Annotated in this window: 24 protein-coding genes; 19 read left to right on the forward strand and 5 right to left on the reverse strand. The window is 46.6% G+C overall.

What is annotated here, in order from left to right; genetic code table 11:
- The first annotated feature begins 2 nt into the window (after nucleotides 1-2).
- From L3V45_RS07020 to sipT, 12 genes are all read left to right on the forward strand, one after another.
- Nucleotides 3-1,295, forward strand: a complete 1,293-nt coding sequence (locus tag L3V45_RS07020) for a molybdopterin molybdotransferase MoeA (protein ID WP_234949662.1) — start codon at nucleotides 3-5, stop codon at nucleotides 1,293-1,295.
- Nucleotides 1,256-1,777 (forward strand): molybdopterin-guanine dinucleotide biosynthesis protein B, encoded by a 522-nt coding sequence (mobB, locus tag L3V45_RS07025; protein WP_139886632.1) that lies wholly within the window; start codon nucleotides 1,256-1,258, stop codon nucleotides 1,775-1,777. Before L3V45_RS07020 ends, mobB begins: the two co-directional genes overlap by 40 nt.
- Nucleotides 1,778-2,248, forward strand: a complete 471-nt coding sequence (locus L3V45_RS07030) for a molybdenum cofactor biosynthesis protein MoaE (protein WP_003154579.1) — start codon at nucleotides 1,778-1,780, stop codon at nucleotides 2,246-2,248.
- Nucleotides 2,245-2,478 carry a molybdopterin converting factor subunit 1 gene (gene moaD, locus L3V45_RS07035; RefSeq protein ID WP_003154578.1) on the forward strand — a complete coding sequence of 78 codons (234 nt, stop codon included), beginning with the start codon at nucleotides 2,245-2,247 and terminating at the stop codon, nucleotides 2,476-2,478. The genes L3V45_RS07030 and moaD overlap by 4 nt, the downstream gene beginning before the upstream one ends.
- 324 nt (nucleotides 2,479-2,802) lie before the next feature.
- Nucleotides 2,803-3,501 (forward strand): YknW family membrane protein, encoded by a 699-nt coding sequence (locus L3V45_RS07040; protein ID WP_139886631.1) that lies wholly within the window; start codon nucleotides 2,803-2,805, stop codon nucleotides 3,499-3,501.
- Between the two features lies 1 nt (nucleotide 3,502).
- A complete protein-coding gene (locus L3V45_RS07045) occupies nucleotides 3,503-4,639 on the forward strand; it encodes an efflux RND transporter periplasmic adaptor subunit (protein WP_234949663.1) in 1,137 nt (378 codons plus the stop codon).
- Nucleotides 4,640-5,332, forward strand: a complete 693-nt coding sequence (locus L3V45_RS07050; RefSeq protein WP_003154575.1) for an ABC transporter ATP-binding protein — start codon at nucleotides 4,640-4,642, stop codon at nucleotides 5,330-5,332.
- Nucleotides 5,329-6,522 (forward strand): ABC transporter permease, encoded by a 1,194-nt coding sequence (locus tag L3V45_RS07055; RefSeq protein WP_003154574.1) that lies wholly within the window; start codon nucleotides 5,329-5,331, stop codon nucleotides 6,520-6,522. Before L3V45_RS07050 ends, L3V45_RS07055 begins: the two co-directional genes overlap by 4 nt.
- Before the next feature lie 281 nt (nucleotides 6,523-6,803).
- Entirely contained in the window at nucleotides 6,804-7,559 is a 756-nt protein-coding gene (locus L3V45_RS07060) for a DeoR/GlpR family DNA-binding transcription regulator (RefSeq protein WP_003154573.1), read from the forward strand.
- Nucleotides 7,556-8,467 carry a 1-phosphofructokinase gene (gene pfkB / locus L3V45_RS07065; RefSeq protein ID WP_003154572.1) on the forward strand — a complete coding sequence of 304 codons (912 nt, stop codon included), beginning with the start codon at nucleotides 7,556-7,558 and terminating at the stop codon, nucleotides 8,465-8,467. Before L3V45_RS07060 ends, pfkB begins: the two co-directional genes overlap by 4 nt.
- 14 nt (nucleotides 8,468-8,481) lie before the next feature.
- Nucleotides 8,482-10,386 carry a PTS fructose transporter subunit IIABC gene (locus L3V45_RS07070; RefSeq protein WP_003154570.1) on the forward strand — a complete coding sequence of 635 codons (1,905 nt, stop codon included), beginning with the start codon at nucleotides 8,482-8,484 and terminating at the stop codon, nucleotides 10,384-10,386.
- Between the two features lie 94 nt (nucleotides 10,387-10,480).
- On the forward strand, nucleotides 10,481-11,098 hold the full coding sequence (gene sipT / locus L3V45_RS07075) for a signal peptidase I sipT (protein ID WP_369719103.1): 618 nt from the start codon (nucleotides 10,481-10,483) through the stop codon (nucleotides 11,096-11,098).
- Nucleotides 11,099-11,134: 36 nt separating this feature from the next.
- Here the strand turns inward: sipT and L3V45_RS07080 are convergent, their stop codons facing one another.
- On the reverse strand, nucleotides 11,135-11,404 hold the full coding sequence (locus L3V45_RS07080; RefSeq protein ID WP_003154565.1) for a hypothetical protein: 270 nt from the start codon (nucleotides 11,402-11,404) through the stop codon (nucleotides 11,135-11,137).
- A 162-nt stretch (nucleotides 11,405-11,566) separates the two neighbouring features.
- Between L3V45_RS07080 and L3V45_RS07085 the strand changes: the two genes are divergently transcribed.
- Nucleotides 11,567-13,186, forward strand: a complete 1,620-nt coding sequence (locus L3V45_RS07085; RefSeq protein WP_003154562.1) for an ABC-F family ATP-binding cassette domain-containing protein — start codon at nucleotides 11,567-11,569, stop codon at nucleotides 13,184-13,186.
- A 112-nt stretch (nucleotides 13,187-13,298) separates the two neighbouring features.
- Nucleotides 13,299-14,207, forward strand: a complete 909-nt coding sequence (locus tag L3V45_RS07090) for a ketopantoate reductase family protein (protein WP_234949664.1) — start codon at nucleotides 13,299-13,301, stop codon at nucleotides 14,205-14,207.
- A 31-nt stretch (nucleotides 14,208-14,238) separates the two neighbouring features.
- On the opposite strand, the gene L3V45_RS07095 is transcribed toward L3V45_RS07090, so the two are convergent.
- The 3 genes from L3V45_RS07095 to mreBH form a co-directional block, all read right to left on the reverse strand.
- Nucleotides 14,239-15,471, reverse strand: coding sequence for an aminopeptidase (locus L3V45_RS07095; protein ID WP_234949665.1), 1,233 nt, complete (start codon nucleotides 15,469-15,471; stop codon nucleotides 14,239-14,241).
- A 100-nt stretch (nucleotides 15,472-15,571) separates the two neighbouring features.
- Nucleotides 15,572-15,706, reverse strand: coding sequence for a protein YkpC (locus L3V45_RS07100; protein WP_003154559.1), 135 nt, complete (start codon nucleotides 15,704-15,706; stop codon nucleotides 15,572-15,574).
- A gap of 71 nt (nucleotides 15,707-15,777) precedes the next feature.
- Nucleotides 15,778-16,785, reverse strand: a complete 1,008-nt coding sequence (mreBH, locus tag L3V45_RS07105) for a cell shape-determining protein MreBH (RefSeq protein ID WP_003154558.1) — start codon at nucleotides 16,783-16,785, stop codon at nucleotides 15,778-15,780.
- 268 nt (nucleotides 16,786-17,053) lie between these two features.
- Here mreBH and L3V45_RS07110 point away from each other — a divergent pair, with 268 nt between their 5' ends.
- The 5 genes from L3V45_RS07110 (at nucleotide 17,054) to ade (ending at nucleotide 22,232) form a co-directional block, all read left to right on the forward strand.
- A complete protein-coding gene (locus L3V45_RS07110) occupies nucleotides 17,054-17,338 on the forward strand; it encodes a transcriptional regulator AbhA (RefSeq protein ID WP_003154557.1) in 285 nt (94 codons plus the stop codon).
- A gap of 172 nt (nucleotides 17,339-17,510) precedes the next feature.
- Complete coding sequence (locus L3V45_RS07115; protein ID WP_014304932.1) at nucleotides 17,511-18,815, forward strand: ATP-binding protein; 1,305 nt, start codon at nucleotides 17,511-17,513, stop codon at nucleotides 18,813-18,815.
- A 1-nt stretch (nucleotide 18,816) separates the two neighbouring features.
- Complete coding sequence (locus L3V45_RS07120) at nucleotides 18,817-19,644, forward strand: gamma-glutamylcyclotransferase family protein (protein WP_025851463.1); 828 nt, start codon at nucleotides 18,817-18,819, stop codon at nucleotides 19,642-19,644.
- Nucleotides 19,645-19,684: 40 nt separating this feature from the next.
- Nucleotides 19,685-20,350 (forward strand): Ktr system potassium transporter KtrC, encoded by a 666-nt coding sequence (ktrC, locus tag L3V45_RS07125; RefSeq protein ID WP_003154554.1) that lies wholly within the window; start codon nucleotides 19,685-19,687, stop codon nucleotides 20,348-20,350.
- Nucleotides 20,351-20,498: 148 nt separating this feature from the next.
- Nucleotides 20,499-22,232: an adenine deaminase gene (gene ade, locus L3V45_RS07130; protein WP_236837317.1), complete on the forward strand. Its 1,734-nt coding sequence runs from the start codon at nucleotides 20,499-20,501 to the stop codon at nucleotides 22,230-22,232.
- A gap of 31 nt (nucleotides 22,233-22,263) precedes the next feature.
- On the opposite strand, the gene rnjA is transcribed toward ade, so the two are convergent.
- Nucleotides 22,264-23,931 (reverse strand): ribonuclease J1, encoded by a 1,668-nt coding sequence (gene rnjA, locus L3V45_RS07135; protein ID WP_003154550.1) that lies wholly within the window; start codon nucleotides 23,929-23,931, stop codon nucleotides 22,264-22,266.
- Between the last annotated feature and the right edge of the window lie 2 nt (nucleotides 23,932-23,933).

Here is a 23,933-nt window from a genome sequence, read left to right on the forward strand (position 1 = left end):
CGATGCTTGAAAAAAGAACGCCGATTCAGGTGGACGAAGCAGTCCGCCGGGTGAGCCTGTATAAAAAAAAGGGGGATACCGAATGGGTGGCGCTGGAGGACAGTCTCCACCGCTATTTGGCGGAGGATGTTAAGGCGGATCATGATGTGCCGGCCTTTAACCGTTCTCCGTATGACGGGTTTGCCATCAGGGCGAGCGATTCAAAAAGGGCTTCCCGTGACAATGCCGTCACCTTTGAAGTCATTGACCATATCGGAGCCGGCGCCGTGTCAGAAAAAGAACTCGGGCCTTATGAAGCGGTCCGCATTATGACGGGGGCGCAGATTCCCAAAGGCGCGGATGCCGTAGTGATGCTTGAGCTGACAAAAACGTTTTCTGAAAACGGCACGAATTACATGTCAGTGAAACGCCCTTTTCATGCGGGGGATAATATTTCATATCAAGGAGAAGATGCGAAAAAAGGCAGCTCGCTATTAAAAAAAGGGACGAAAATCACGCCGGGCGTAACCGCTCTTTTAGCAACCTTCGGCTATGCTTCCGTTCCCGTGGTCAGAAAGCCGGTTGTCGGCATTATCGCAACGGGAACCGAGCTTCTTCATGTCAGCGATCCGCTTGAGCCGGGGAAAATCCGCAACAGCAACGCTGCCATGGTGTATGCCCAGGTCATTGAAGCGGGTGCAGTACCGCTGAACTTAGGGAAAATTTCCGATGATTTTGATGACAGCTATGCTGCGGTGAAGGAAGCTATGAAAAAAGTTGATTTTCTGATCACGACCGGCGGCGTGTCAGTCGGCGATTTTGATTTTCTTCCGGACATTTATAATAAGCTCGGAGCGGAAGTTCTTTTTAACAAAGTGGCAATGCGCCCGGGGAGCGTGACAACTGTCGGCCGGGCCGATGACATGCTGCTGTTCGGCCTTTCAGGCAATCCGTCCGCATGTTATGTCGGATTCACCCTGTTTGTCAAACCGATGATTCAGACGTGGCTTCTGAATGAAAAACCTCATTCCGGATGGGCGGAAGCCGTGTTAACAAACGACTTTCCGAAGCCGAATCCGTTTACGAGATTTGTGAGGGCATTTGTTTATCATAAGGACGGAAAAATGATGGCGTCACCGGTCGGTCTCGACAAATCAAGCTCAGTCACATCTCTTGCCGAAGCAAACGCGTTTATCCTTCTGCCGGGAGGAACGAGGGGGTATGAAGCGGGCCGGACGGTTCACGCGCTCCTCATTCGTGATGAGAATGGAAGTGAATGGCCGTGGTCAATTCTTTCCCGATCGTCCAGATCGTAGGTTTTCAAAACAGCGGTAAAACAACGTTTATTGAACGTGTGCTGAAAGCGGCGCCGAAAGAGTGCGATATTGGATGTTTAAAACATCACGGACATGGCGGAGAACCGGAACCTTTTTCTGACGGGAAAGACTCGGAGCGCTTTTCAAAAGCCGGAGCCGCGGTTACGGCAGTAGAAGGGGACGGCGTCCTGCAGCTTACGGCGCGAAAAAAATGGGATCTGGCGGGTTTGATCAGTCTGTATGAATGTCTGGGAATTGACGGTCTTCTCATAGAGGGATTTAAACATGCGCCGCATCCGAAAATCATTATGATCAAAAACAGCGAAGATTGGCAAAAGCTGAAGCATTTGGAGCGCGTGATCGCGATTGTCAGCAGAAATACGGAGCATATGCCGACAGATGCAGGCAAGCCCGTATTCCATGCGGACGATCCGGCTGCCATTATGTTTGTGCTTTCGCAGCTGAAAGGGGAATCTGCTTAAATGGAACGTTTTCAAATTACAAGGGAACCTATCATTGCGGAAAATATCGTAAAAAAAGTTGAAAAGCGTGAAGCCGGCGCCATCACAACGTTTATCGGCACGGTCAGAGAGTGGACTGCAGGACGGCGGACGGTGCGTCTCGAATATGAAGCGTATGAACCGATGGCTGTTCAAATGCTTTCTCAAATCGGCAGTGAAATCAGCGCGAAATGGGAAGGAGCCGAAGCTGCAATCACTCACCGTGTCGGCGTCCTTGATATCGGTGAAGCAGCGGTCGTAATCGCCGTGTCTTCTCCGCACAGAAAGGCGGCATATGAGGCGAATGAATATGCAATTGAACGGATAAAACAGATTGTGCCGATATGGAAAAAAGAAATCTGGGAAGACGGGGAAGAATGGATAGGCGATCAGCTGGAAACAACGCCCTATCCGAACGGAAAACCGGATTTGGATAAAGGGGAATCGCGATGATTAAAGTATTATTATTTGCCGGGCTTGCGGAGCAGGCGGGAACATCGGTCATTGAACTTGACGAAAAAGAGACGGCGGCGTCTGCTGTAAAAACGCTGTTAAAGGAACGGTACGGCCTTCAGACGATTGACAATGCCATGATCGCAATCAATGAAACATATGTAAAAGACAACAGCATCGTAACAGAAGGTGATACCATTGCCTTTATCCCTCCTGTAAGCGGAGGGTGAAAAAAGAGCCGGGTGTGCATCATTGCCATCCGGCTCTTTTTGTATATAGGCGCTGAATTTCAGAGAATATTTAAATGGGATTTAAAGGGTTTTGCAATTGAGGCGGTTTTCACTGCATGAATAGGCTGATATCAGTGCCTTTACAAGGTTTTGAGCCACCCGTCATACCGGTCTGACGATGCTTTTTTTTACATAATTATGGAACGTAAAGCTGAGAATTTGTGTTACAATTTAGCATAAATACGCAAACGGCAAAAAAATTGAAACTTCTCTCAGCCTAAAGCGTACGTATAAACAGAATAATACATAGGAGGCATCAGCAATATGGAACCAAACCTGGAAAAAAGCAATGCGGCAGTCACGGAAAAGCCGTCAATTTTCGGCGTCATTACAAGTCCTGTTGTGCAGTTTAAAAGATTAAAAGAAAAGCCGGTCATCGGCATTCCTCTCCTGATTGTCATCATTCTCATCGCGGCCGGCAGTATTTTGCGCGGGCTTGGGATGAATTATGAAGAAGTGCTGAACAGCTCATCTCTTGACGGTTTGACGGATGATCAGATTGAAATGACCAAAACCTTCGCTAAATTCGGCACGATGTTCGGAGGAATCTTCGGGGGCATTATCGCTCTGTTTATCGTTCCGCTCATTTACTGGCTGTGCGTCAAAATTTCAGGCGGCGTGACAACTTACAAAAAAATGCTCTCACTCAGCCTGTTTACGGCGTTTATTACCAATATCGGCTTAGTTATTAACGGTCTTGTCACTTATTTTACCGGTGCGGGCTCATTGTACGCCGTTACATCTTTGGCGAGTGTCATACCGGCCGGAGACGGCGTCGCGGTCTTTTTAAGCGCGTTCGACATTTTCAGCATCTGGAGCTATATTTTGCTGGCTTTGGGACTTCGCTATACAGGCGGCATTTCGAAAAAAGCGGCCTGGACTTCCGCGGTTGTCCTGTTTGTTATTATGCTTTTGGTTACGGCAGTCGGAGGACTGTTAAGTTCAGTGACAGCAGGTGTATAACATGAAAAAAATTTGGATCGGAATCGGCATCGCCGTAATTGTTGCAGTATTCATCGGTATCAATATTTATAAGTCTGCCGCTCCCGCGGGCGGCAGCGCCGAAAAAAAAATCGAAACCGGAACCATGGAAAACAGAGAAATCTCATCTACGGTTATGGTTCCGGGAACACTTAAATTCTCTAAAGAACAGTATGTTTTTTATGAAGCAGATAAAGGAACTCTTGATAAAGTGAAAGTAAAAGAAGGCGACAAAGTAAAAAAAGGGTCGTCGTTAGTCACGTATACAAATGAGCAGCTCAACCTTGATAAAGAACAAAATGAGTTGACGGAACAATCAAAACGGATGCAAATCGAACAAGTTGAAGAAAAACTCAGAGCATTAAACAGCAAGGAACAAGATCTGGCAAAACAAGTGGGAGAAGCGGAAGCCAAAAAACAAATTGAATCCGAACGGACTGATCTGCAGCTTCAGCAAAAAACGGCGGAAATCGAATTAAAGCAATCTGATTTGCAAAAGCAGTCTCTTGAAAATCAAGTGTCGAATCTCAATGTTAAGAGTGAGATGGACGGGACGGTTATCTCGGTAAATCAAGAAGCGGCTTCTAAAAAATCGGATATTCAAGAACCGGTTATACATATAGGAGACTCGGAACACCTGGTCGTTGCCGGCAATTTGTCCGAATACGACACGCTGAAAGTGAAAAAGGGCCAAAGCGTTACAATCACCTCAGACGCCATCCCCGGTAAAACGTGGAAAGGGAGAGTGGCGGCTGTCGGCCTCGTTCCGGATCAAAAGTCAAGCGCTGCTTCGGGGGAAAGCACGGAACAAGCCGTCCAGTATCCGTTTCAGGTTAAGCTGATCGGAAACCTTCCGGAAGGCAAGCCGGGATTTAAATTAATTATGAACATTGAAACCGACAAACGGAAAGCCGACACGCTTCCGTCCTCCGCAGTCAAAAAAGACGGAGATGAGCACTGGGTCTTTACGGTAAAAGACGGGAAGGCCAAACGCGTGAAAGTTAAAGTCGGCGATACCGCAAATCAGCTTACGGAGATAAAAGAGGGGCTTTCAAAGGATGATAAAGTCATTCTGAATCCGGCTGACGGTTTGACTGACGGAACGGATGTGAAAGCATAGATGATTCAGCTTTCAAAGGTGAAAAAAAGCTATCAGATCGGCAAGGAGACGTTTGATGTTCTCCGTTCAATCGACCTGACGATTGAAGAAGGAGAATATGTGTCAATTATGGGACCCTCGGGATCGGGAAAATCTACGATCATGAATATCATCGGCTGTCTGGACAGACCGACGTCCGGCAATTACAGTCTTGCGGGCGAAGATGTTTCTTCATGCACCGAAAAAGAGCTTGCGGCGGTCCGGAACAAATCAATCGGTTTTGTCTTTCAGCAGTTTCAGCTGCTGCCGCGATTGAATGCAAGAAAAAATGTCGAACTTCCCATGATCTACGCCGGTATCGGCAAAAAAGAGCGTGAGGAACGGGCTGAGCACGCGTTGGAAAAAGTCGGTTTGGCGGATCGGATGCGTCACATGCCGAATGAGCTGTCCGGCGGCCAGAAGCAGCGTGTCGCGATTGCAAGAGCCATCGTGAACGAACCGAAGCTCATTTTAGCTGATGAACCGACCGGCGCGCTGGATACGAAAACAAGCATTTCCATTATGGAGCAGTTCACAGAGCTTAATGCAGAGGGCGTGACCGTGGTGCTTGTCACTCATGAGCCTGAAGTGGCGGACTGTACAAACAGAGTGATTTTCGTCCGTGACGGCATGATCGTTTCCCGTGATTCTGAGCAGAGGAGAGTGGGGGAATGAGCCTGTCAGAAAATCTCCGGATGGCCCTCAGTTCCGTAAGAGCTCACAAGCTGAGATCGATTCTGACAATGCTCGGAATCATTATCGGCGTCGGTTCAGTAATCGTTGTTGTGGCTGTCGGCCAGGGCGGAGAGCAAATGCTGAAGCAATCCATCAGCGGGCCGGGCAATACGATTGAATTGTTTTACATGCCCAGTGATGAAGAATTAACAGCCAATCCGAACGCCTTACAGCAAGCGAGTTTTACAGAAGAAGATATTAATGGATTAAAAGGAGTGGACGGCGTAAAGCAGGTTGTCGCTTCCGCGGTAAAATCCATGACGGCCCGTTACCATGAAGAAGACACGGATATTACGCTGAACGGCATTAACAGCGGCTACTTGGACGTAAAAAAGCTGGACGTTCAAGATGGACGGACGTTTACGGACAATGATTTTCTTTCCGGGAAAAGAGCGGGAATCATCTCGAAAAAAATGGCTGAAAAGCTGTTCGGGAAAACGTCTCCGCTCGGGAAAATCGTCTGGGCCGGCGGACAGCCCGTAGAAGTAATCGGCGTACTGAAAGAAGAGAGCGGCTTTTTATCGTTAGGACTCAGTGAAATGTATGTGCCGTTCAACATGCTGAAAACGTCTTTCGGTACTAACGACTACAGCAACGTTTCCGTTCAGACGGAGTCCGCTGATCAAATCAAAACAACAGGAAAAGAAGCGGCCCGTCTCTTAAATGACAATCACGGTACAAAAGAGGCCTATCAAGTCATGAATATGGAAGAAATCGCGGCGGGAATCGGTCAGGTCACGACCGTTATGACGACGATCATCGGTTCGATCGCCGGTATTTCTCTCGTTGTCGGCGGGATCGGGGTCATGAATATTATGCTCGTATCAGTGACGGAACGGACAAGAGAAATCGGCATCCGCAAATCGCTCGGTGCCACGAGAGGACAGATTCTGACACAATTCTTAATTGAATCTGTTGTGCTTACTTTAATCGGCGGCTTAATCGGAATCGGTCTCGGCTACGGGGGAGCAACACTCGTTTCCCTTATCGCAGGCTGGCCGTCGCTCGTTTCCTGGCAGGTGGTTTGTATCGGCGTGCTGTTCAGTATGCTGATTGGCGTCATCTTCGGCATGCTGCCCGCCAACAAAGCATCACGCTTAGATCCGATTGAAGCGTTACGGTATGAATAACCGGCGCCCCATGCAGTCTGCATGGGGTTTTTTGTGTTTTAATGATTGAATGAATATAATAGACTTTTTTCATTTATGATAAAAAGAAAATGTCATACAATTGTCCCCCTTTTTGTCGAATTTACAGTTTACAAACCCTATGTACATACGTTAATATGAACAAATGTGAAAGATTTTGATAGTTATTGAATGAATTTGAGTGATTTTAGTTGCTTGAAGTAAAAAAAGCGTTTACAATTATCTTGCAGCCGAAATGAATACGTTTTCAAAGGAGGCGGAATATGCTTACTCCTGAAAGGTATCAGCTGATTATGGATCAGATTGAAAAGCGAGATGTGGTGAAGATTCAAGAGCTGATAAGCATGACAAACGCTTCTGAATCAACGATCAGAAGAGATTTATCAACACTTGAAGAGCGCGGATTTTTAAAGCGCGTTCACGGCGGGGCGTCTAAACTTTCCAACAGCAGGCAAGAACCCGATATGCTTGAAAAATCCTCCAAAAACCTTCAGGATAAACTGAAGATCGCTGAAGAAGCGGCATCTTTATTAGAAGAAGGTGACTGTATTTACCTTGATGCGGGAACAACTACATTGCACATGATTGATTTTATAGATCATACAAAGGACATTGTGGTTGTCACAAACGGGGTTATGCATATCGACGCTTTAATAAGGAAGGGGATTCCTTTTTATCTTCTCGGAGGATATGTGAAGCATAGAACAGGTGCGATGATCGGCGGCGCCTCATTAACGGCGGTCAGCCAGTACCGTTTTGACAAAAGCTTTCTCGGGGTGAACGGCGTGCACATTGAAGCCGGCTTTACAACACCCGATCCGGATGAGGCTCTTCTGAAGACAAAGGCTGTGAGACAGGCGAAAAATGCGTATGTTTTAGCCGATCCTTCTAAATTCGGCGAGATTTCTTTCGCAGCGTTTGCCGCCTTGGGCGATGCAGCTATCATTACCACTGAAGCTGAAGAACTTGCATTCGATGATTACCAAGAAAAAACTGTCGTAAAGGTAGTGAAACCATGATTTACACTGTAACTCTCAATCCGTCTGTTGACTATATCGTTCACGTTGAAGATTTTGCCGTAGGCGGTTTAAACCGTTCCAGCTATGACACGAAGTATCCCGGCGGAAAAGGCATCAACGTTTCGAGATTACTGAAAAGACACCATGTGCCGTCAAAAGCATTGGGGTTTGTCGGCGGATTTACCGGAAATTATATCACGTCATTTTTGCAGCAGGAAGGTCTGGAAACGGCTTTTTCTGAGGTGGATGAAGACACGCGTATAAATGTAAAACTGAAAACGGGCGATGAAACGGAAATTAACGGACAGGGCCCGACGATTTCAGACGAAGTGTTCAATGCCTTTTTAGAACAGTTCTCCGCTCTGGAAGAGGGAGACATCGTCGTTTTAGCGGGAAGCATCCCTTCTTCCCTGCCGCATAACACGTATGAAAAAATTGCTGAGGCATGCAGAAAGCAGAATGCCCGGGTAGTGGTGGACATCTCCGGTGAAGCGCTGATGAAAGCGACAGAAATGAAACCGTTTTTGATGAAGCCGAATCATCATGAGCTTGGGGAAATGTTCAATACGGTCATTGATTCAGCCGAAGCTGCCGTTCCTTACGGTAAAAAATTAATTGAACAAGGCGCTGAACACGCGATTGTTTCGATGGCTGGCGACGGTGCGCTTTTATTTACGAAAGAGGCGGTTTTCCTCGCCAATGTTCCTAAAGGAAAGCTTGTCAATTCGGTAGGCGCAGGTGATTCCGTCGTCGCGGGATTCCTTGCGGGAATTTCAAAACAGCTGCCTTTGGAAGATGCGTTCCGTTTAGGAGTTGCTTCCGGAAGCGCGACGGCATTTTCTGAAGAACTCGGAACTGAAGAGTTTGTACAGCAGCTTCTTCCTGAAGTTAAAGTCACACGTCTATAGAGGAGGAAAGAAAAGTGAAGATAACTGAGCTGTTAACAAGAGATACAATTCATCTCAATATAGAAAGCAAAGAGAAAGAAAACGTTATCGATGAAATGGTGACAGTGCTTGACAAAGCCGGCAGATTAAATGACAGAGAGGCTTACAAAGCAGCCATTTTAAATCGTGAAAGCCAAAGCTCGACGGGAATCGGCGAAGGTATTGCCATTCCTCACGCGAAGACGGCGAGCGTCATTAACCCGGCCATTGCATTCGGCCGTTCAAAAGATGGTGTGGATTATGAATCATTAGACGGTCAGCCGGCACACTTGGTCTTTATGATTGCGGCAACCGAAGGAGCGAACAATACGCACCTTGAGGCATTATCAAGACTTTCAACGCTTCTTATGCGTGAGGAAATCCGCAAACAGCTTCTTGAAGCTGAATCAGAAGATGCGATCATTGACATCATCAATCAGCATGACAAAGATGACGATGAGGAAGAAGAAGAGCAGGAAGAACAGGCAGCGCCGTCAGGAAAAGGGAAAATCCTTGCGGTTACGGCATGCCCGACAGGTATCGCTCATACGTTCATGGCAGCTGACGCATTGAAAGAAAAAGCGAAAGAGCTCGGCGTTGACATTAAAGTCGAGACAAACGGCTCAAGCGGTATTAAACATAAGCTGACGGCTCAAGAAATTGAAGACGCGCCTGCGATTATCGTGGCGGCTGATAAACAGGTTGAAATGGAGCGCTTTAAAGGCAAACATGTTCTTCAAGTGCCTGTGACGGCCGGTATCAGACGTCCACAGGAACTGATTGAAAAAGCAGTTAACCAAGATGCGCCGATTTACGAGGGCAGCGGCGGAGGATCTTCCGCTTCAAATGAAGACGGTCCGAAACAGAAATCAGGCACAAGCATCGGAAGTACTTTCTATAAACACTTAATGAGCGGTGTCAGCAACATGCTGCCATTTGTCGTCGGCGGCGGAATTCTCGTTGCGATTTCATTCTTCTGGGGAATTCATTCAGCTGATCCGAAAGACCCGACATACAACACGTTTGCTGCAGCGCTGAACTTTATCGGTGACGGTAATGCGTTAAAGCTGATTGTTGCAGTACTTGCCGGATTCATCGCAATGAGTATTGCGGATCGTCCGGGGTTTGCGCCGGGTATGGTCGGCGGATTTATGGCTACGCAGGCGAATGCCGGATTCTTGGGCGGACTGATTGCGGGATTCTTAGCCGGTTATGTCGTAGTCCTTTTGAAAAAGCTGTTTGTCTTTATTCCTCAGACTCTTGACGGATTAAAACCTGTATTGATTTATCCGCTGCTCGGTATTTTTATCACCGGTGTCCTGATGCAGTTTGTCATTAACACACCTGTAGCAGCGTTTATGAATTTCTTAACAAATTGGCTTGAAAGCCTTGGAACTGGAAACCTTGTCTTAATGGGTATTATTTTAGGCGGTATGATGGCTATCGACATGGGCGGCCCGCTCAATAAAGCGGCGTTCACTTTCGGTATCGCGATGATCGATGCCGGAAACTATGCGCCGCATGCGGCCATCATGGCGGGCGGAATGGCTCCGCCGCTTGGAATCGCACTGGCGACAACATTCTTTAAACACAAATTCTCTAAACGTGACCGTGAAGCCGGTATTACGTGCTACTTCATGGGAGCAGCTTTCGTTACAGAAGGCGCCATCCCGTTTGCAGCGGCTGATCCGCTTCGCGTCATCCCTGCAGCCGTTGTCGGTTCTGCGGTAGCGGGCGGACTGACAGAGTTTTTCCGGGTAACGCTTCCTGCACCGCACGGAGGGATATTCGTTGCATTCATTACGAACCATCCGCTGCTTTACTTAATGAGCATCGTGATCGGAGCGATTGTAACGGCGGTTATCTTGGGAATCATCAAAAAACCGGTAGTAGAGAAATAAGCGAAAAGCGTCCTTTACGGGCGCTTTTTTCAATCATATACGCATAGAAGCGTTATGTATTTTGTGATGAGTTGTGATAAAGTAAAGATGGTACATGAACCGAAACAGTGATCGTCTAGGAGGAACCACGTTGACTGAAGAACAAAAACCTACTTCTGAAAAATCGGTAAAAAGAAAATCCAACACGTATTGGGAATGGGGAAAGGCCATCATTATAGCGGTTGCACTTGCGCTGTTAATCCGCCATTTCCTGTTTGAACCGTACTTAGTGGAAGGATCATCAATGTACCCGACATTACATGACGGTGAAAGACTGTTTGTCAACAAAAGCGTCAATTATATCGGAGAAATCGAGCGGGGGGACATCGTCATTATTAACGGCGATACATCGAAAGTCCATTATGTAAAGCGGCTCATCGGAAAACCGGGAGAAACGGTGGAAATGAAAAATGACACGCTTTACATAAACGGCAAAAAAATCGCAGAACCGTACCTCGCGAGCAATAAAAAAGAAGCGAAAAAACTGGGAGTCAACCTGACGGGAGATTTCGGCCCCGTAAAGGTTCCGAAAGGCAAATACTTTGTCATGGGCGACAATCGGCTGAACTCAATGGACAGCCGGAACGGCCTCGGCTTAATTGCCGAAAACCGGATCGTCGGCACCTCGAAGTTTGTGTTCTTCCCGTTTCATGATATGCGTCAGACAAAATAAAAACGCCGCGCTGCCCGATTCGGACAGCAGGCGTTTTTATTTGGCAAACGAGGCCGCGACGGCGATGAACAATACCGTGGCCAGCACTGATCCGACAATGGCCAGAACGCTGAAAAAAAGATTCACCTGCTTCTTCTCTTTGCCGCGTCTTTCAAGCATCCGTTTGGAAAAGAGATGCGAAAACGTATAAATGAGGGCGATTCCGACGTACAAGCCGATGTCACGTGCCGTAAAGCCTGTGACGGCCAGAAAAACCCCGGTGAAGAAAATCATAAGACAGTATTCTGTGAGTGTTAAAAGCTTCAACTTGTTCCTCCGTGATGAATATGTATATATATCTATTGTATCACAGCGCTCCGGGTTTGACGCCTGCATCTTTTCAAACCCGTATATTCGCAGGGAAACATTTCTCTTCCCCTTTATTCATGGTATACTTTTAATGATGATAGACACGATGGAGGATTCTAAATGATTGCTGTAAATAATGTGAGCTTGCGTTTTGCGGATCGCAAGTTATTTGAAGATGTCAATATTAAATTTACGCCGGGCAACTGCTACGGATTAATAGGCGCAAACGGTGCCGGAAAATCAACATTTTTGAAAATTTTATCCGGTGAGCTGGAGCCTCAGACCGGCGATGTCCATATGAGTCCGGGCGAACGTCTTGCCATTCTGAAGCAGAACCACTTTGAATATGAAGACTGCGAAGTGCTGAAAGTCGTCATTATGGGACATAAACGTTTATACGAAGTCATGCAGGAAAAAGACGCGATTTATATGAAGCCTGATTTTTCAGATGAAGACGGCATCCGCGCCGCTGAACTTGAAGGAGAGTTTGCGGAATTAAACGGATGGGAAGCTGAAAGTGAAGCCGCTATTTTGTTAAAGGGGCTGGGCATCTCTGAAGACCTGCATACGAAGAAAATGGCCGACTTAGGCGGTTCAGAAAAGGTGAAAGTGCTTTTGGCACAGGCGCTGTTCGGCAAGCCGGACGTTCTGCTGCTTGATGAACCGACCAACCACTTGGATCTGAAAGCGATTCAGTGGCTGGAAGAGTTTTTAATCAACTTTGAGAACACAGTCATCGTCGTATCCCATGACCGTCACTTTTTAAATAAAGTGTGCACGCACATCGCCGATCTTGATTTTAATAAAATTCAAGTGTACGTCGGCAACTATGATTTCTGGTATGAATCAAGCCAGCTTGCTTTAAAGCTTTCTCAGGAAGCCAACAAGAAAAAAGAAGAGCAGATTAAACAGCTTCAGGAGTTCGTGGCCAGATTCAGCGCCAACGCCTCTAAATCAAAGCAGGCGACATCAAGAAAGAAACTCCTTGATAAAATCACGCTTGATGATATCAAACCGTCATCACGCCGTTATCCTTATGTCAATTTCACGCCGGAACGCGAGATCGGAAATGACGTGCTGCGGGTTGAAGGCTTAACAAAAACGATTGACGGGGTTAAGGTGCTTGATAACGTCAGCTTTATTATGAACAGAGAAGATAAAATCGCATTTACGGGCCGCAACGAACTAGCCGTTACGACATTGTTTAAAATCATTTCCGGGGAAATGGAAGCAGACAGCGGCACATTTAAATGGGGCGTGACCACTTCTCAGGCGTACTTCCCTAAAGACAACAGCGAATATTTTGACGGCAGCGATGCGAACCTTGTCGACTGGCTCCGCCAATACTCGCCGCATGACCAAAGCGAAAGCTTTCTGCGCGGTTTCTTAGGACGCATGCTGTTCTCAGGAGAAGAAGTCAACAAAAAATCAAACGTCCTTTCCGGAGGAGAAAAAGTGCGCTGCATGCTTTCAAAAGCGATGCTTTCCGGCGCGAATATCTTAATTCTGGATGAACCGACAAACCACTTAGATTTGGAATCCATTACAGCGCTTAACAACGGCTTAATCAGCTTTAAAGGCGCTATGCTGTTTTCATCTCATGACCATCAGTTTGTACAGACAATTGCCAATCGCATCATTGAATTAACGCCTAAAGGCATTGTTGACAAACAAATGTCTTATGACGAATTTCTTGAAAACGCGGATGTGCAGAAAAAGCTTGAAGAGCTATACGCGTAATAAAGAAGCAGGGGAGACTCTGCTTTTTTATTTATGAAAAAAGTTTTCAATCTTCTGACTTCCCATTACAATAAAGGAATACATAAATTGAAAAGAGACGGAGGAATGCATCATGAAGTTTTTAGTTGTCGGAGCTGGGGGAGTGGGCGGATATATCGGCGCGCGTCTTGCAGAAAAGGGAAATGACGTTACATTTCTCGTCCGCAAGAAACGGGCGGAACAATTACAAGAAACGGGTTTGACCGTCAAAAGTGCAAAAGGTGATGTTTCAATCAAGCCGAAATTAATGTTGGCGGGCGAAGAAGGAGCATTTGACGCCGTTATCATCGCTTCAAAAGCGTATTCTTTGCAGGACGTCATTCGGGATGTCAAACCGTTTGTCAAGCCTTCGTCGGTCATTATTCCTTTTTTAAACGGATACAGGCACTATAACCAGCTGTTTGAAGCTTTTTCAAAACGGCAGGTGCTAGGCGGCCTCTGCTTTATTGAGAGCGCCCTTAACGACAAAGGGGAAATTCTTCATACGAGCGCTGCCCACCGTTTTGTTTTCGGTGAATGGAACGGGGAGCGCACAGAACGTATGAATGAGCTGGAAAACGCATTTGCAGGCGTGAAAGCGGATGTCATCATCAGCGGGGATATTGAAAAGGACATTTGGAAAAAATATATGTTTATTGCCGCGCAGGCGGGAGTGACCACTCTGTTTCAACAGCCGGTCGGACCGATTTTAGAAACAGAAGGCGGCCGCAGCACGGCAAAGCGCCTCTTTGCTGAAATCGGAGCCATTTTCAAGGCTGCCGGCATCCCGAAAGATCCTGGTCTGGAAGAAGAGAGTTATCGCACATTGACAAGCATGTCTTACCATATGAAATCGTCGATGCTGAGAGATATGGAAAAGGGCAGGGTGACGGAAGGTGATCATTTACACGGCTTTTTGCTTGAGAAAGCAAAAGGCTTGTCAGTTGATACACCTGTTTTGGAAACCGTCTGCGCCAACTTGCAAATGTATGAAGCGAAATAAAAAGGAGGCCTGATCGCCTCCTTTTTTTTTATTAAAATGCCCAGTTTCCGTTTCTGAAGACCGGTTCTCTTTTGCCGTCCGCGGTAATGCCGTCGATATTCATGTCTTTGGAACCGACCATAAAATCTACGTGTGTAATGCTTTCATTTAAGCCCTCTTTGACAAGCTCTTCCCGTGTCATTTGTTTGCCGCCCTCAATATTAAAGGCATACGCACTGCCGATCGCCAAGTGGTTAGAGGCGTTTTCATCGTACAGTGTGTTGTAAAATAAAATATTTGATTGTGAAATCGGTGAATCGTACGGCACTAAGGCCACTTCACCGAGATAGTGTGAGCCTTCATCGGTTTCGACGATGCCTTTTAAAATCTCCTCGCCTTTTTCAGCTTTCACATCGACAATGCGGCCGTTTTCAAAGGTAAGAGTGAAGTTATCAATAATGTTGCCGCCGTAGCTCAGCGGTTTCGTGCTGGAAACCGTTCCGTTCACCCCGTCACGCTGCGGAAGGGTGAAAACCTCTTCTGTCGGCATGTTGGCCATGAATTCGTGCCCGCTTTCATTCACGCTTCCCGCGCCTGCCCATACATGTTTTTTCGGCAGTTCAATGGTTAAGTCTGTTCCTTCAGCCTGATAATGCAGGGCGCTGTAATGTTTTTTGTTCAGGTGTTCCACTTTTTCATGAAGATTTTGATCGTGTTTTTTCCATGCTTCCACAGGGTTTTCTTCATTTACGCGGGTTGTTTTGAAAATTTCTTCCCATAAAAGCTGAACGGCTGTTTCTTCCGGCTGATCCGGGAACACTTTTTTCGCCCAGCCTGTTGAAGCCGCTCCGATCACCGTCCAGCTGACCTTATCTGATTGAATATATTGTCTGTATGTATGCAATGCTTTTCCGGCGGCTTTTTGGAACGCTGCAATCCGTTTGCCGTCAGCGCCTTTTAACAGGTCGGGGTCGGATGAGACGACGGAAATAAACGCAGCCCCTTTTTTCGCGAGCTCTTCTTTTCCTTTTGCTTCCCATTCAGGATACTCTTCAAACGCTTCAAAAGGTGCCATCTCGTATTTTAATCTGGACAGTTCATCGTCCTGCCAATTTACGGTGACGTTTTTTGCGCCTTTTTCATAAGAATGTTTGGCAAGCAGTCTGACAAGTTCCCGGACATCAGTTGAGGCATTGATTACGACATGCTGTCCTTTTTGGACATTGACGCCGACTTCTACCGCCAGCTGAGCATATGTATTTAACTTTTCAGTAAACGAACTCATCGTTCATTCCTCCTCATCGGTTTTTCTCATCATATCAAATATCGCCTCATAAAGGAAAGAAAGGAGCACAAACGAAAAAGACACAGCTTTTGCTGCGTCTTTACGGGTGATTCAGTTTTACGGCGCCGCCGGCCGGAGAATGGGGCATATTGGCCAGTGAAATGCTCATACCCCCCAAAATAATTCCGCTTAAAATGACGGCTACTGCTACGCGTCTTCCCACATCTCTAAGCATATGCTTCCTCCTTAATGTTTCTCCAGTTCTCACAATATGAGCCGGCCGGAGAAAAAAGAAGCACAATCTTATTATTTAATCGCTTTTTGCAGCTTGTCGATGACGTCTAATGAACGTCCAGTGCCGATAGCCACTGATTCAAGCGGATTTGCCGCCAAATGAACGGGAACGACGATTTCATCTGTCAGCCATTCTTTCATCCCGTTTAAAAGGGAGCCTCCGCCGGTTAACACGACGCCGCGGTCAACGATATCACCGCTGAGCTCCGGCGGACAATCTTCAAGCGTCGCTCTGATCGCTTCAAGAATATGCAGGAGCGACTCACGCATCGCGTGCTGAATTTCATTAGACTGCAGTCTGATTGTCTTCGGCAGACCGGTTACGAGGTCACGCCCGCGGATTTCCATCGTTTCCGGCACATGTTCGATCAATGCAAATCCGATTTCCATTTTCACTTGTTCTGCCGTGCGTTCCCCGATCAGCAGGTTGTATTTTTTTCTGACGAACGAGGCGATATCTTCATCAAGCTGGTCGCCGCCGATTCTGATCGAATGGCAGGATACGACGCCACCGAATGAGATGATGGCGACTTCAGTCGTACCGCCGCCGATATCTACGACGACGTTTGCGACCGGCTCGTCAACAGGGAGGTCGGCCCCGATTGCAGCGGCTACGGGTTCTTCAATCAAGTGAACGTTTTTCGCTCCGCAGTTTTTGACAGCGTCACTGATGGCGCGGCGTTCAACGGCTGTTGAGCCTGAAGGCGTGCAGACGACGACATTCGGTTTGCGGAAGGTCATTCCGATTTTTTTTCCGGCTTTTTTCATAATGTGTTTTAATAAGTCAGTTGTCATATCATAATCAGCAATGACACCGTCTTTCATCGGCCGTACGGCGACGATTTTCCCCGGCGTCTTTCCGATCATGCTTTTGGCATCCGTTCCGATGGCAAGCACCGCTTTCGTTGTTGTATCTACAGCGACAACGGAAGGCTCATTTAAAATAATTCCTTTATTTTTACTGTAAACAAGTATATTAGCGGTTCCTAAGTCGATTCCGATCTCAGTTGATTGAAACATGTTTTCACCCAATCCCTATCCTGATTTAATTGATTCTACATTTAAAGTTTCTGAGAAAAACCACGATTTTTGGGGGTTTCCGCCGGGAATGAAATGTTTTTGTAAAAAAGGAGGGAAAGTCTGTATCCCGTATTTCAAAAGGCTTTCTTTTGTAAAAAACATTCATTTCCGGATGCTGAGAAACTTTTGCTCCGTTCCTTTCGTCTACGTTTATGAAGGATTTTCCTTGGACATAAAGAAGAGACATTAAAGGAAGTAGGGGATTTCTATGAAATCAATTGGTGTAGTAAGAAAAGTAGACGAACTCGGGCGTATTGTCATGCCGATTGAATTGCGAAGAGCATTGGATATCGCTATTAAAGATAGTATTGAATTTTTCGTTGACGGAGACAAAATTGTCTTAAAAAAATACAAGCCGCACGGCATTTGCTTAATGACCGGGGAAATTACCCCCGAAAATCAGGAGTACGGCAACGGCAAAATTATTTTAAGTCCTGAAGGAGCGAAAATGCTGCTTGAGGAAATCGAAGAAGCGTTAAAAGATAGATCATAATCAGCAAAAAGGGCGGGGCATCATTCCGTCCTTTTATTATGAACTTGTGCAAAAACTCACGGGAAAAGTAAGCGAACCTGCTCAATTAATTGGGAATAGTTATCATTTTTTAGTCAATAATGCAGTCAACAATGTTACAATATATGTAGAAATGTTAGCGGCAGGTGGGACTATGGGAAAATATCAAGCGCGTATCATTTCCTTAATCTTGGCAATGATTTTTATTATGTTTTGGGATTATTTATTTTATATGATTGAACGGAATCCGATTAACTGGCCCGTTGACATCACCTTTACCGCCGTCACATTAATCAGCGTCTGGCTGCTGGCTTATTATGTGGACAATAAAAAGCAGCTGCTGGCGGAGCTGAAGGACAGCGAGCAGAAAGCAAAGGCGCTTTCAGATGAGAAAAACCGGATCATGGACAATCTGCAGGAAATCGTTTTTCAGACGGATTCACAAGGGAATATTACATATTTGAATCAGGCCTGGACGACGATTACGGGCCACTCCATCAGCGAATGTATGGGCACGATGTATAATGATTATTTTATAAAAGAAAAACATATCATTGATTATATTATCTCCCAAATCAAGCAGCAGTCCCCGTCAGGAATGTTTACGGCCAAATATATTAAAAGAGACGGCACGATCTTTTGGGGAGAAGTCCATTATAAGCTGTATTATGACCGCAGACAGAAATTTGTCGGAAGCCTGGGGACGATGTCTGATATCAGTGAACGGAAAAAAGCGGTCGACGAGCTTCTGGAAACGAACGAACGCCTTGCCATGCAATCTCAAAAGCTGGCCATTGCCGGGGAGCTTGCGGCAGGAATCGCCCATGAAGTAAGAAATCCTTTAACGTCAGTCAGCGGCTTTCTCCAGCTGATGAAAGCCCAGTATCCGGAAAGAACGGATTATTTCGATATTATTTTTTCGGAGATTAAAAGGATTGATCTCGTGCTGGGGGAGCTGCTTCTGCTCGCCAAGCCGCAGACCGTGACGTTTACCGCTCATCATCTCAACCATATTTTAAGGCAGGTGGCGACGCTTCTTGACACGAACGCGGTGCTGTCGAACACTGTGATTGAGAAGGATTTCAGGCAGACTGAGTCCTGTATGGTCAACGGGGACGAAAACCAGCTGAAACAGGTATTTATCAATATTATTAAAAATGCGATTGAAGCGATGCCTGACGGCGGGAATATTCATATTTATACAGAACGGGATGAAGAATACGCGGTGATCAGCATACAGGATGAAGGAAACGGCATGTCGAAAGAAAAGCTTGAAAATATCGGGAAACCGTTTTTCTCCACAAAAGATCAGGGAACGGGTCTCGGGCTTCCGATTTGTTTACGAATTCTGAAGGAGCATAATGGTAAACTTAACATTAAGAGCAAAAATGGAGAAGGCAGTACGTTTCAGGTGATTCTGCCGTTAGAAGCGGCTGCTGTCCAAAAGGAGGAAAAATAACTTGCTTCTTTTTGTATACGGTTTGTTACGGAAGCGTGAAGAAAACCATGAACTGCTGAAAGGTGCTCCGTGTGTGTGCGAGCAGGCCGCGATAAACGGTGTGCTGTACGAAACGGATAAAGGTCAGCCTGCGGCGTCTTTAGCAGAAACAGCTTTTGTGTACGGGGAATTGTATGAAACAGATCATCAGATGATCCGTAAGCTGGATATGTATTATGCTGATTTTGACCGGAAAGAGGTTGCCGTGACGACGGATGCCGGGAATAAAACCGCCTTCGCATATGTCGTAAAGCACGGCCAGTGTGCCTCATTCAGCCGTATCAAAAGCGGAGACTGGAAAGAATATCGTTTTATGAAACGGGAGGATGACAGTCCGGTTTATTATTTCGCTTACGGCTCCTGTATGGACAATGCCCGGTTTAAACAGGCGGGGGTCGACCACTTCTTTGCCGAGCCGGTCGGAGGGGCGGTTGTTGAAGGGTATTCGACGAGATTCACGTTAAGGCGTCCTGACGGTTCCAGAGCCGATCTTGTTGAAGACGGGGGACGAACTGAAGGCGTGCTGTACAAGCTCCCGTTTGAAGCGGCAACCTATCTGTACAAAAGAGAAGGTGTTGATAATCACACATACCGTCCCGCGTTCATAGAAGTGTGTGCCGGCGGCCGTGTATACAGAGGCGTCCTGACGTTTCTGGTTCTTGATAAAGCTGAGGAAATTGCGCCTCCGGGTCACTATCAGGAAGAAATCGAACGCGGAGCGGACCTGTATTTATCACCCGCCTTTTCAGAAAAGCTTAAACGCTATATGAACTCATTGCCGAAAATGTGATACTATTCCTATTAGAGATATTGTTTAAAGGAGTACTGTTATGAGAAAAGAGTTTGCCGTTATCGGTCTCGGACGCTTCGGCGGAAGTATTTGCAAAGCATTAAGTGAAGAAGGCCTTGAGGTCATGGCGATGGATATTGATGAAGATAAAGTAAATGAATACGCCAAAATCGCATCACACGCGGTCATCGGCGATTCAACCGATGAATCGGTGCTGAAAAACTTGGGGCTGCGCAACTTTGACCACGTCATTGTGGCAATCGGCGAAAATATACAGGCGAGCATTTTAACGACGCTGATCTTAAAGGAACTCGGCGTGAACACGATCACGGTTAAAGCGCAGAACGATTATCATGAGAAAGTACTTGCGAAAATCGGGGCCGATCACATCGTCCACCCTGAACGTGACATGGCAAAACGCATCGCCCACAACATCGTATCAAATAATGTGCTTGATTATTTGGAGCTGTCCGACGAACACAGCATTGTGGAGATCGTGGCCAACAGCAGGCTTGCGGGCAACACACTGCTTGATCTGGACATCCGGGCGAAGTACGGCATTAATATCGTGGCCATCAAGAGAGAAAAAGAAGTGATCGTATCTCCGCTGGCGACTGAAATGATCCAAAAAGAAGATATTCTCATCGTTATCGGCTCTCTTACGGACATTTCCCGATTTGAAAAAAGAGTGCTTCATACAAAGTGAAAAGCCGTCCGTAAAAGGACGGTCTTTTATTATGTCAGAATAGAAAGACATTTATCATGTAAGCGGTATATTCTGCAATTTTTATTGACTATGATCAGGCGATCCGATAGCATATTGTACCATATAAAGAAAAAGAGGAGGCCTCATTTTGAACAAAGAAACACTGGCTGAACGGCTGAATGCATCAGCCGGCAGACAAAAAGTCGATACCGTCATTAAAAACGGAAAAATCATGGATGTATTTAATCAGGAATGGATTTCTGCAGATATCGCCATTACGGGCGGAGTGATCGTCGGGCTGGGCGAATATGAAGGGGAAGAAGTTATTGATGCAGAAGGCCAAATGATCGTTCCGGGCTTTATTGACGGACATGTTCATATCGAGTCCTCTATGGTTACTCCGATTGAATTTGCTAAAGCCGTCCTCCCTCACGGAGTGACTACTGTCATTACTGATCCTCACGAAATTGCGAACGTTTCCGGAGCAAAAGGCATTTCATTTATGATAGAGCAGGCGAAAAAGGCGCCGCTGAACATCCGTTTCATGCTTCCTTCCTGTGTTCCCGCCGCTAGCTTTGAACGCTCAGGAGCTGTATTAAAAGCCGAGGATTTAAAGCCTTTTTATCAGGAGAAAGAGGTGCTCGGGCTTGCGGAAGTAATGGATTATGTGTCTGTTGCGGAAGGTGAAGAGGATATGCTTCAGAAACTGCTTGATGCCAAGCGTCACGGAAAGCGGATCGACGGGCATTTAGCCGGACTGTCTTCAGATATCATCAATATATACAGAACCGCAATGGTGTCAAATGATCATGAAGTGACGACAAAAGAAGAAGCGCTGGACAGAATCAGACGGGGAATGTACGTCATGCTGCGCGAAGGATCGGTGGCAAAAAATACGCTCAATGTGCTGCCGGCGGTGAATGAAAAAAACGCACGCCGCTTTTTCTTTTGTACGGATGATAAGCATGTAGATGATCTGCTTTCAGAAGGAAGTGTGAACCACCAAGTCAAAATGGCGATAAAGGCGGGACTTGATCCATTCCTTGCGTATCAGCTCGCCAGCTTAAATGCGGCTGAGTGCTACGGCCTTGAAACAAAAGGGGCGGTAGCGCCGGGTTTTGACGCAGATCTGCTGTTCATTTCAGATGTACGGGAGGCTGCCGTCACGAAGACCATGGTCGCCGGCCGGACCGTTGCCGAGAACGGACGGACGGTTTATGAACAGTCTGCCGGTTCCTATTCGCCGGACCAGGCACTGTTGGATACAGTGCGGCTGAAAGCGCCGCTGACTGAATCGGATTTTCATATACCGATTCAAGAGGGCAGGAAAATGAATGTAATCGAAATGATACCGAATCATTTGGAGACGAGAAAAAAAGAAGTGCCTGCACCGTCTGCTGACGCGTTTCGTCCTGATACAGATAATGATTTATTAAAAATCGCCGTCGCAGAGCGGCACAGCGGCGAAAAAATGATAGGACTCGGGATTGTACAAGGATTTGGGTTAAAAGAAGGCGCCATCGCCACAACCATTTCTCACGATTCCCATAATATCATCGCCGTCGGTACAAACGATGCTGATTTGGCAAAAGCAATCAACAGGCTCCGTGACACCGGAGGCGGATTAACAGCCGTGAAAAACGGAGAATTGCTTCACTCCGTTCCGCTTCCGATCGCCGGGCTTTTGTCTGATAAGTCGGCGGAATGGGTTAATGACAGCTTGGGCGTGCTTCATGAAAAGCTTCCTCTGCTTGGATTCACCGGTGATTTCAATCCGTTTCTCACCTTATCGTTTTTAGCCCTTCCGGTGATTCCGGATATTAAAATGACGGCGGCCGGTCTGTTTGATGTCAAAGCCTTTCAGCATATTCCGCTGCAATAAAAAAACTGCACTCGTAATGAGTGCAGTTTTTTTAGACCTCCATAATGATCGGAAGGATCATCGGGCGGCGTTTTGTTTTTTCGTATAGGAACGGAGCAAGCGTATCGGTAATTTCATTTTTAATTTCGGACCACTGCGTTGTTTTCCGATCCATTACTTTCTCCAGATGGTTCGAAATGAGCTGCTGCGCGTCATTGATCAAATCACCGGATTCTCTCATATATACAAAACCTCTTGAGATTAAATCAGGTCCCGCCGAAACCTTAAAGTCGTCCATATTGATGCTGACAACAACGATAACAAGGCCTTCTTCTGAAAGAATGCGGCGGTCGCGGAGCACGATATTGCCGATATCACCGATTCCGCTTCCGTCAATGTAAACGGAGCCTGACGGAATTTTGCCTGCCACAGCGGCTTCTTCGCCTTTGAGGGCCAGCACTTCGCCATTATCCATGATAAAGCAGTTTTCTTCAGGTATGCCGCAATCAGTCGCGAGTTTGACGTGCATTTTCTGCATTCTGTACTCACCGTGAATCGGCATAAAGAACTTCGGTTTGATCAGGCGGAGCATTAATTTCTGCTCTTCCTGTCCGCCGTGTCCGGAGGTATGAATGTCATTCAATGAACCGTGAATGACTTCTGCGCCCGCACGGTACAGCTGGTTGATGGTGCGGCTTACGCTGATTGTGTTTCCGGGTATCGGAGAGGAAGAAAAGACGACCGTATCTCCGGGATTAATGGAAATCTGCCGGTGCGTCCCGTTAGCGATGCGTGATAACGCCGCCATCGGTTCACCTTGGCTCCCCGTACATAAAATCGTTACCTTATTGGCAGGCATACGATTGATTTCGTTATGCTCAATAAACGTATTTTTAGGACAGGTAATGTAACCGAGATTTTGTCCGATTTCAATAGCCGATTCCATACTGCGTCCGAATACGGCAACTTTTCTGCCGTTTAAAACGGCTGCTTCAATCACCTGCTGAAGACGGTGTATATTCGAAGCGAATGTCGCAAATATAATTCTGCCGTCCACTTTTCGGAAAATATCGTGAATGCTTTCGCCTACGCGGCGTTCTGACATGGTGAAATCAGGCACCTCACTGTTTGTACTGTCAGAAAGCAGGCACAAAACGCCTTCTTTCCCGATTTCAGCCATCTTTGTCAAGTTGGCCGGTTCGCCTACCGGTGTGAAATCGAACTTAAAGTCCCCGGTATGTACGATATTGCCCGGCGGTGTTTTGACGACGATTCCGTATGAATCCGGAATGCTGTGTGTCGTTCTGAAGAAGGATACAGACGTCTTGCGGAACTTCACGATGTCGTCTTCACCGATGATGTTTAATTTGGTCTGTCTTAACAGCCCGTGCTCTTCAAGTTTATTCCGAAGTAAGCCGATCGCGAGTTTACCGCCGTAAACGGGAATATTTACTTGTCTGAGCAGGTACGGAATACCGCCGATATGGTCTTCATGACCGTGGGTGATAAACAGACCTTTAATTTTATCTTCATTTTTTACTAAATACGTGTAATCGGGGATTACGTAATCAATGCCGAGAAGTTCATCTTCCGGGAACTTGATTCCCGCATCAATCAGTACAATTTCATCCTGAAACTGCACCCCGTACGTATTTTTCCCGATCTCGCCCAATCCGCCGAGGGCGAAAACGGCAGTCTGGTCATTTTTTACAAATTTCATTC

It is taken from the genome of Bacillus sp. R45 (genome assembly GCF_021729365.1).
In the GTDB taxonomy this organism is placed as follows: domain Bacteria; phylum Bacillota; class Bacilli; order Bacillales; family Bacillaceae; genus Bacillus; species Bacillus velezensis.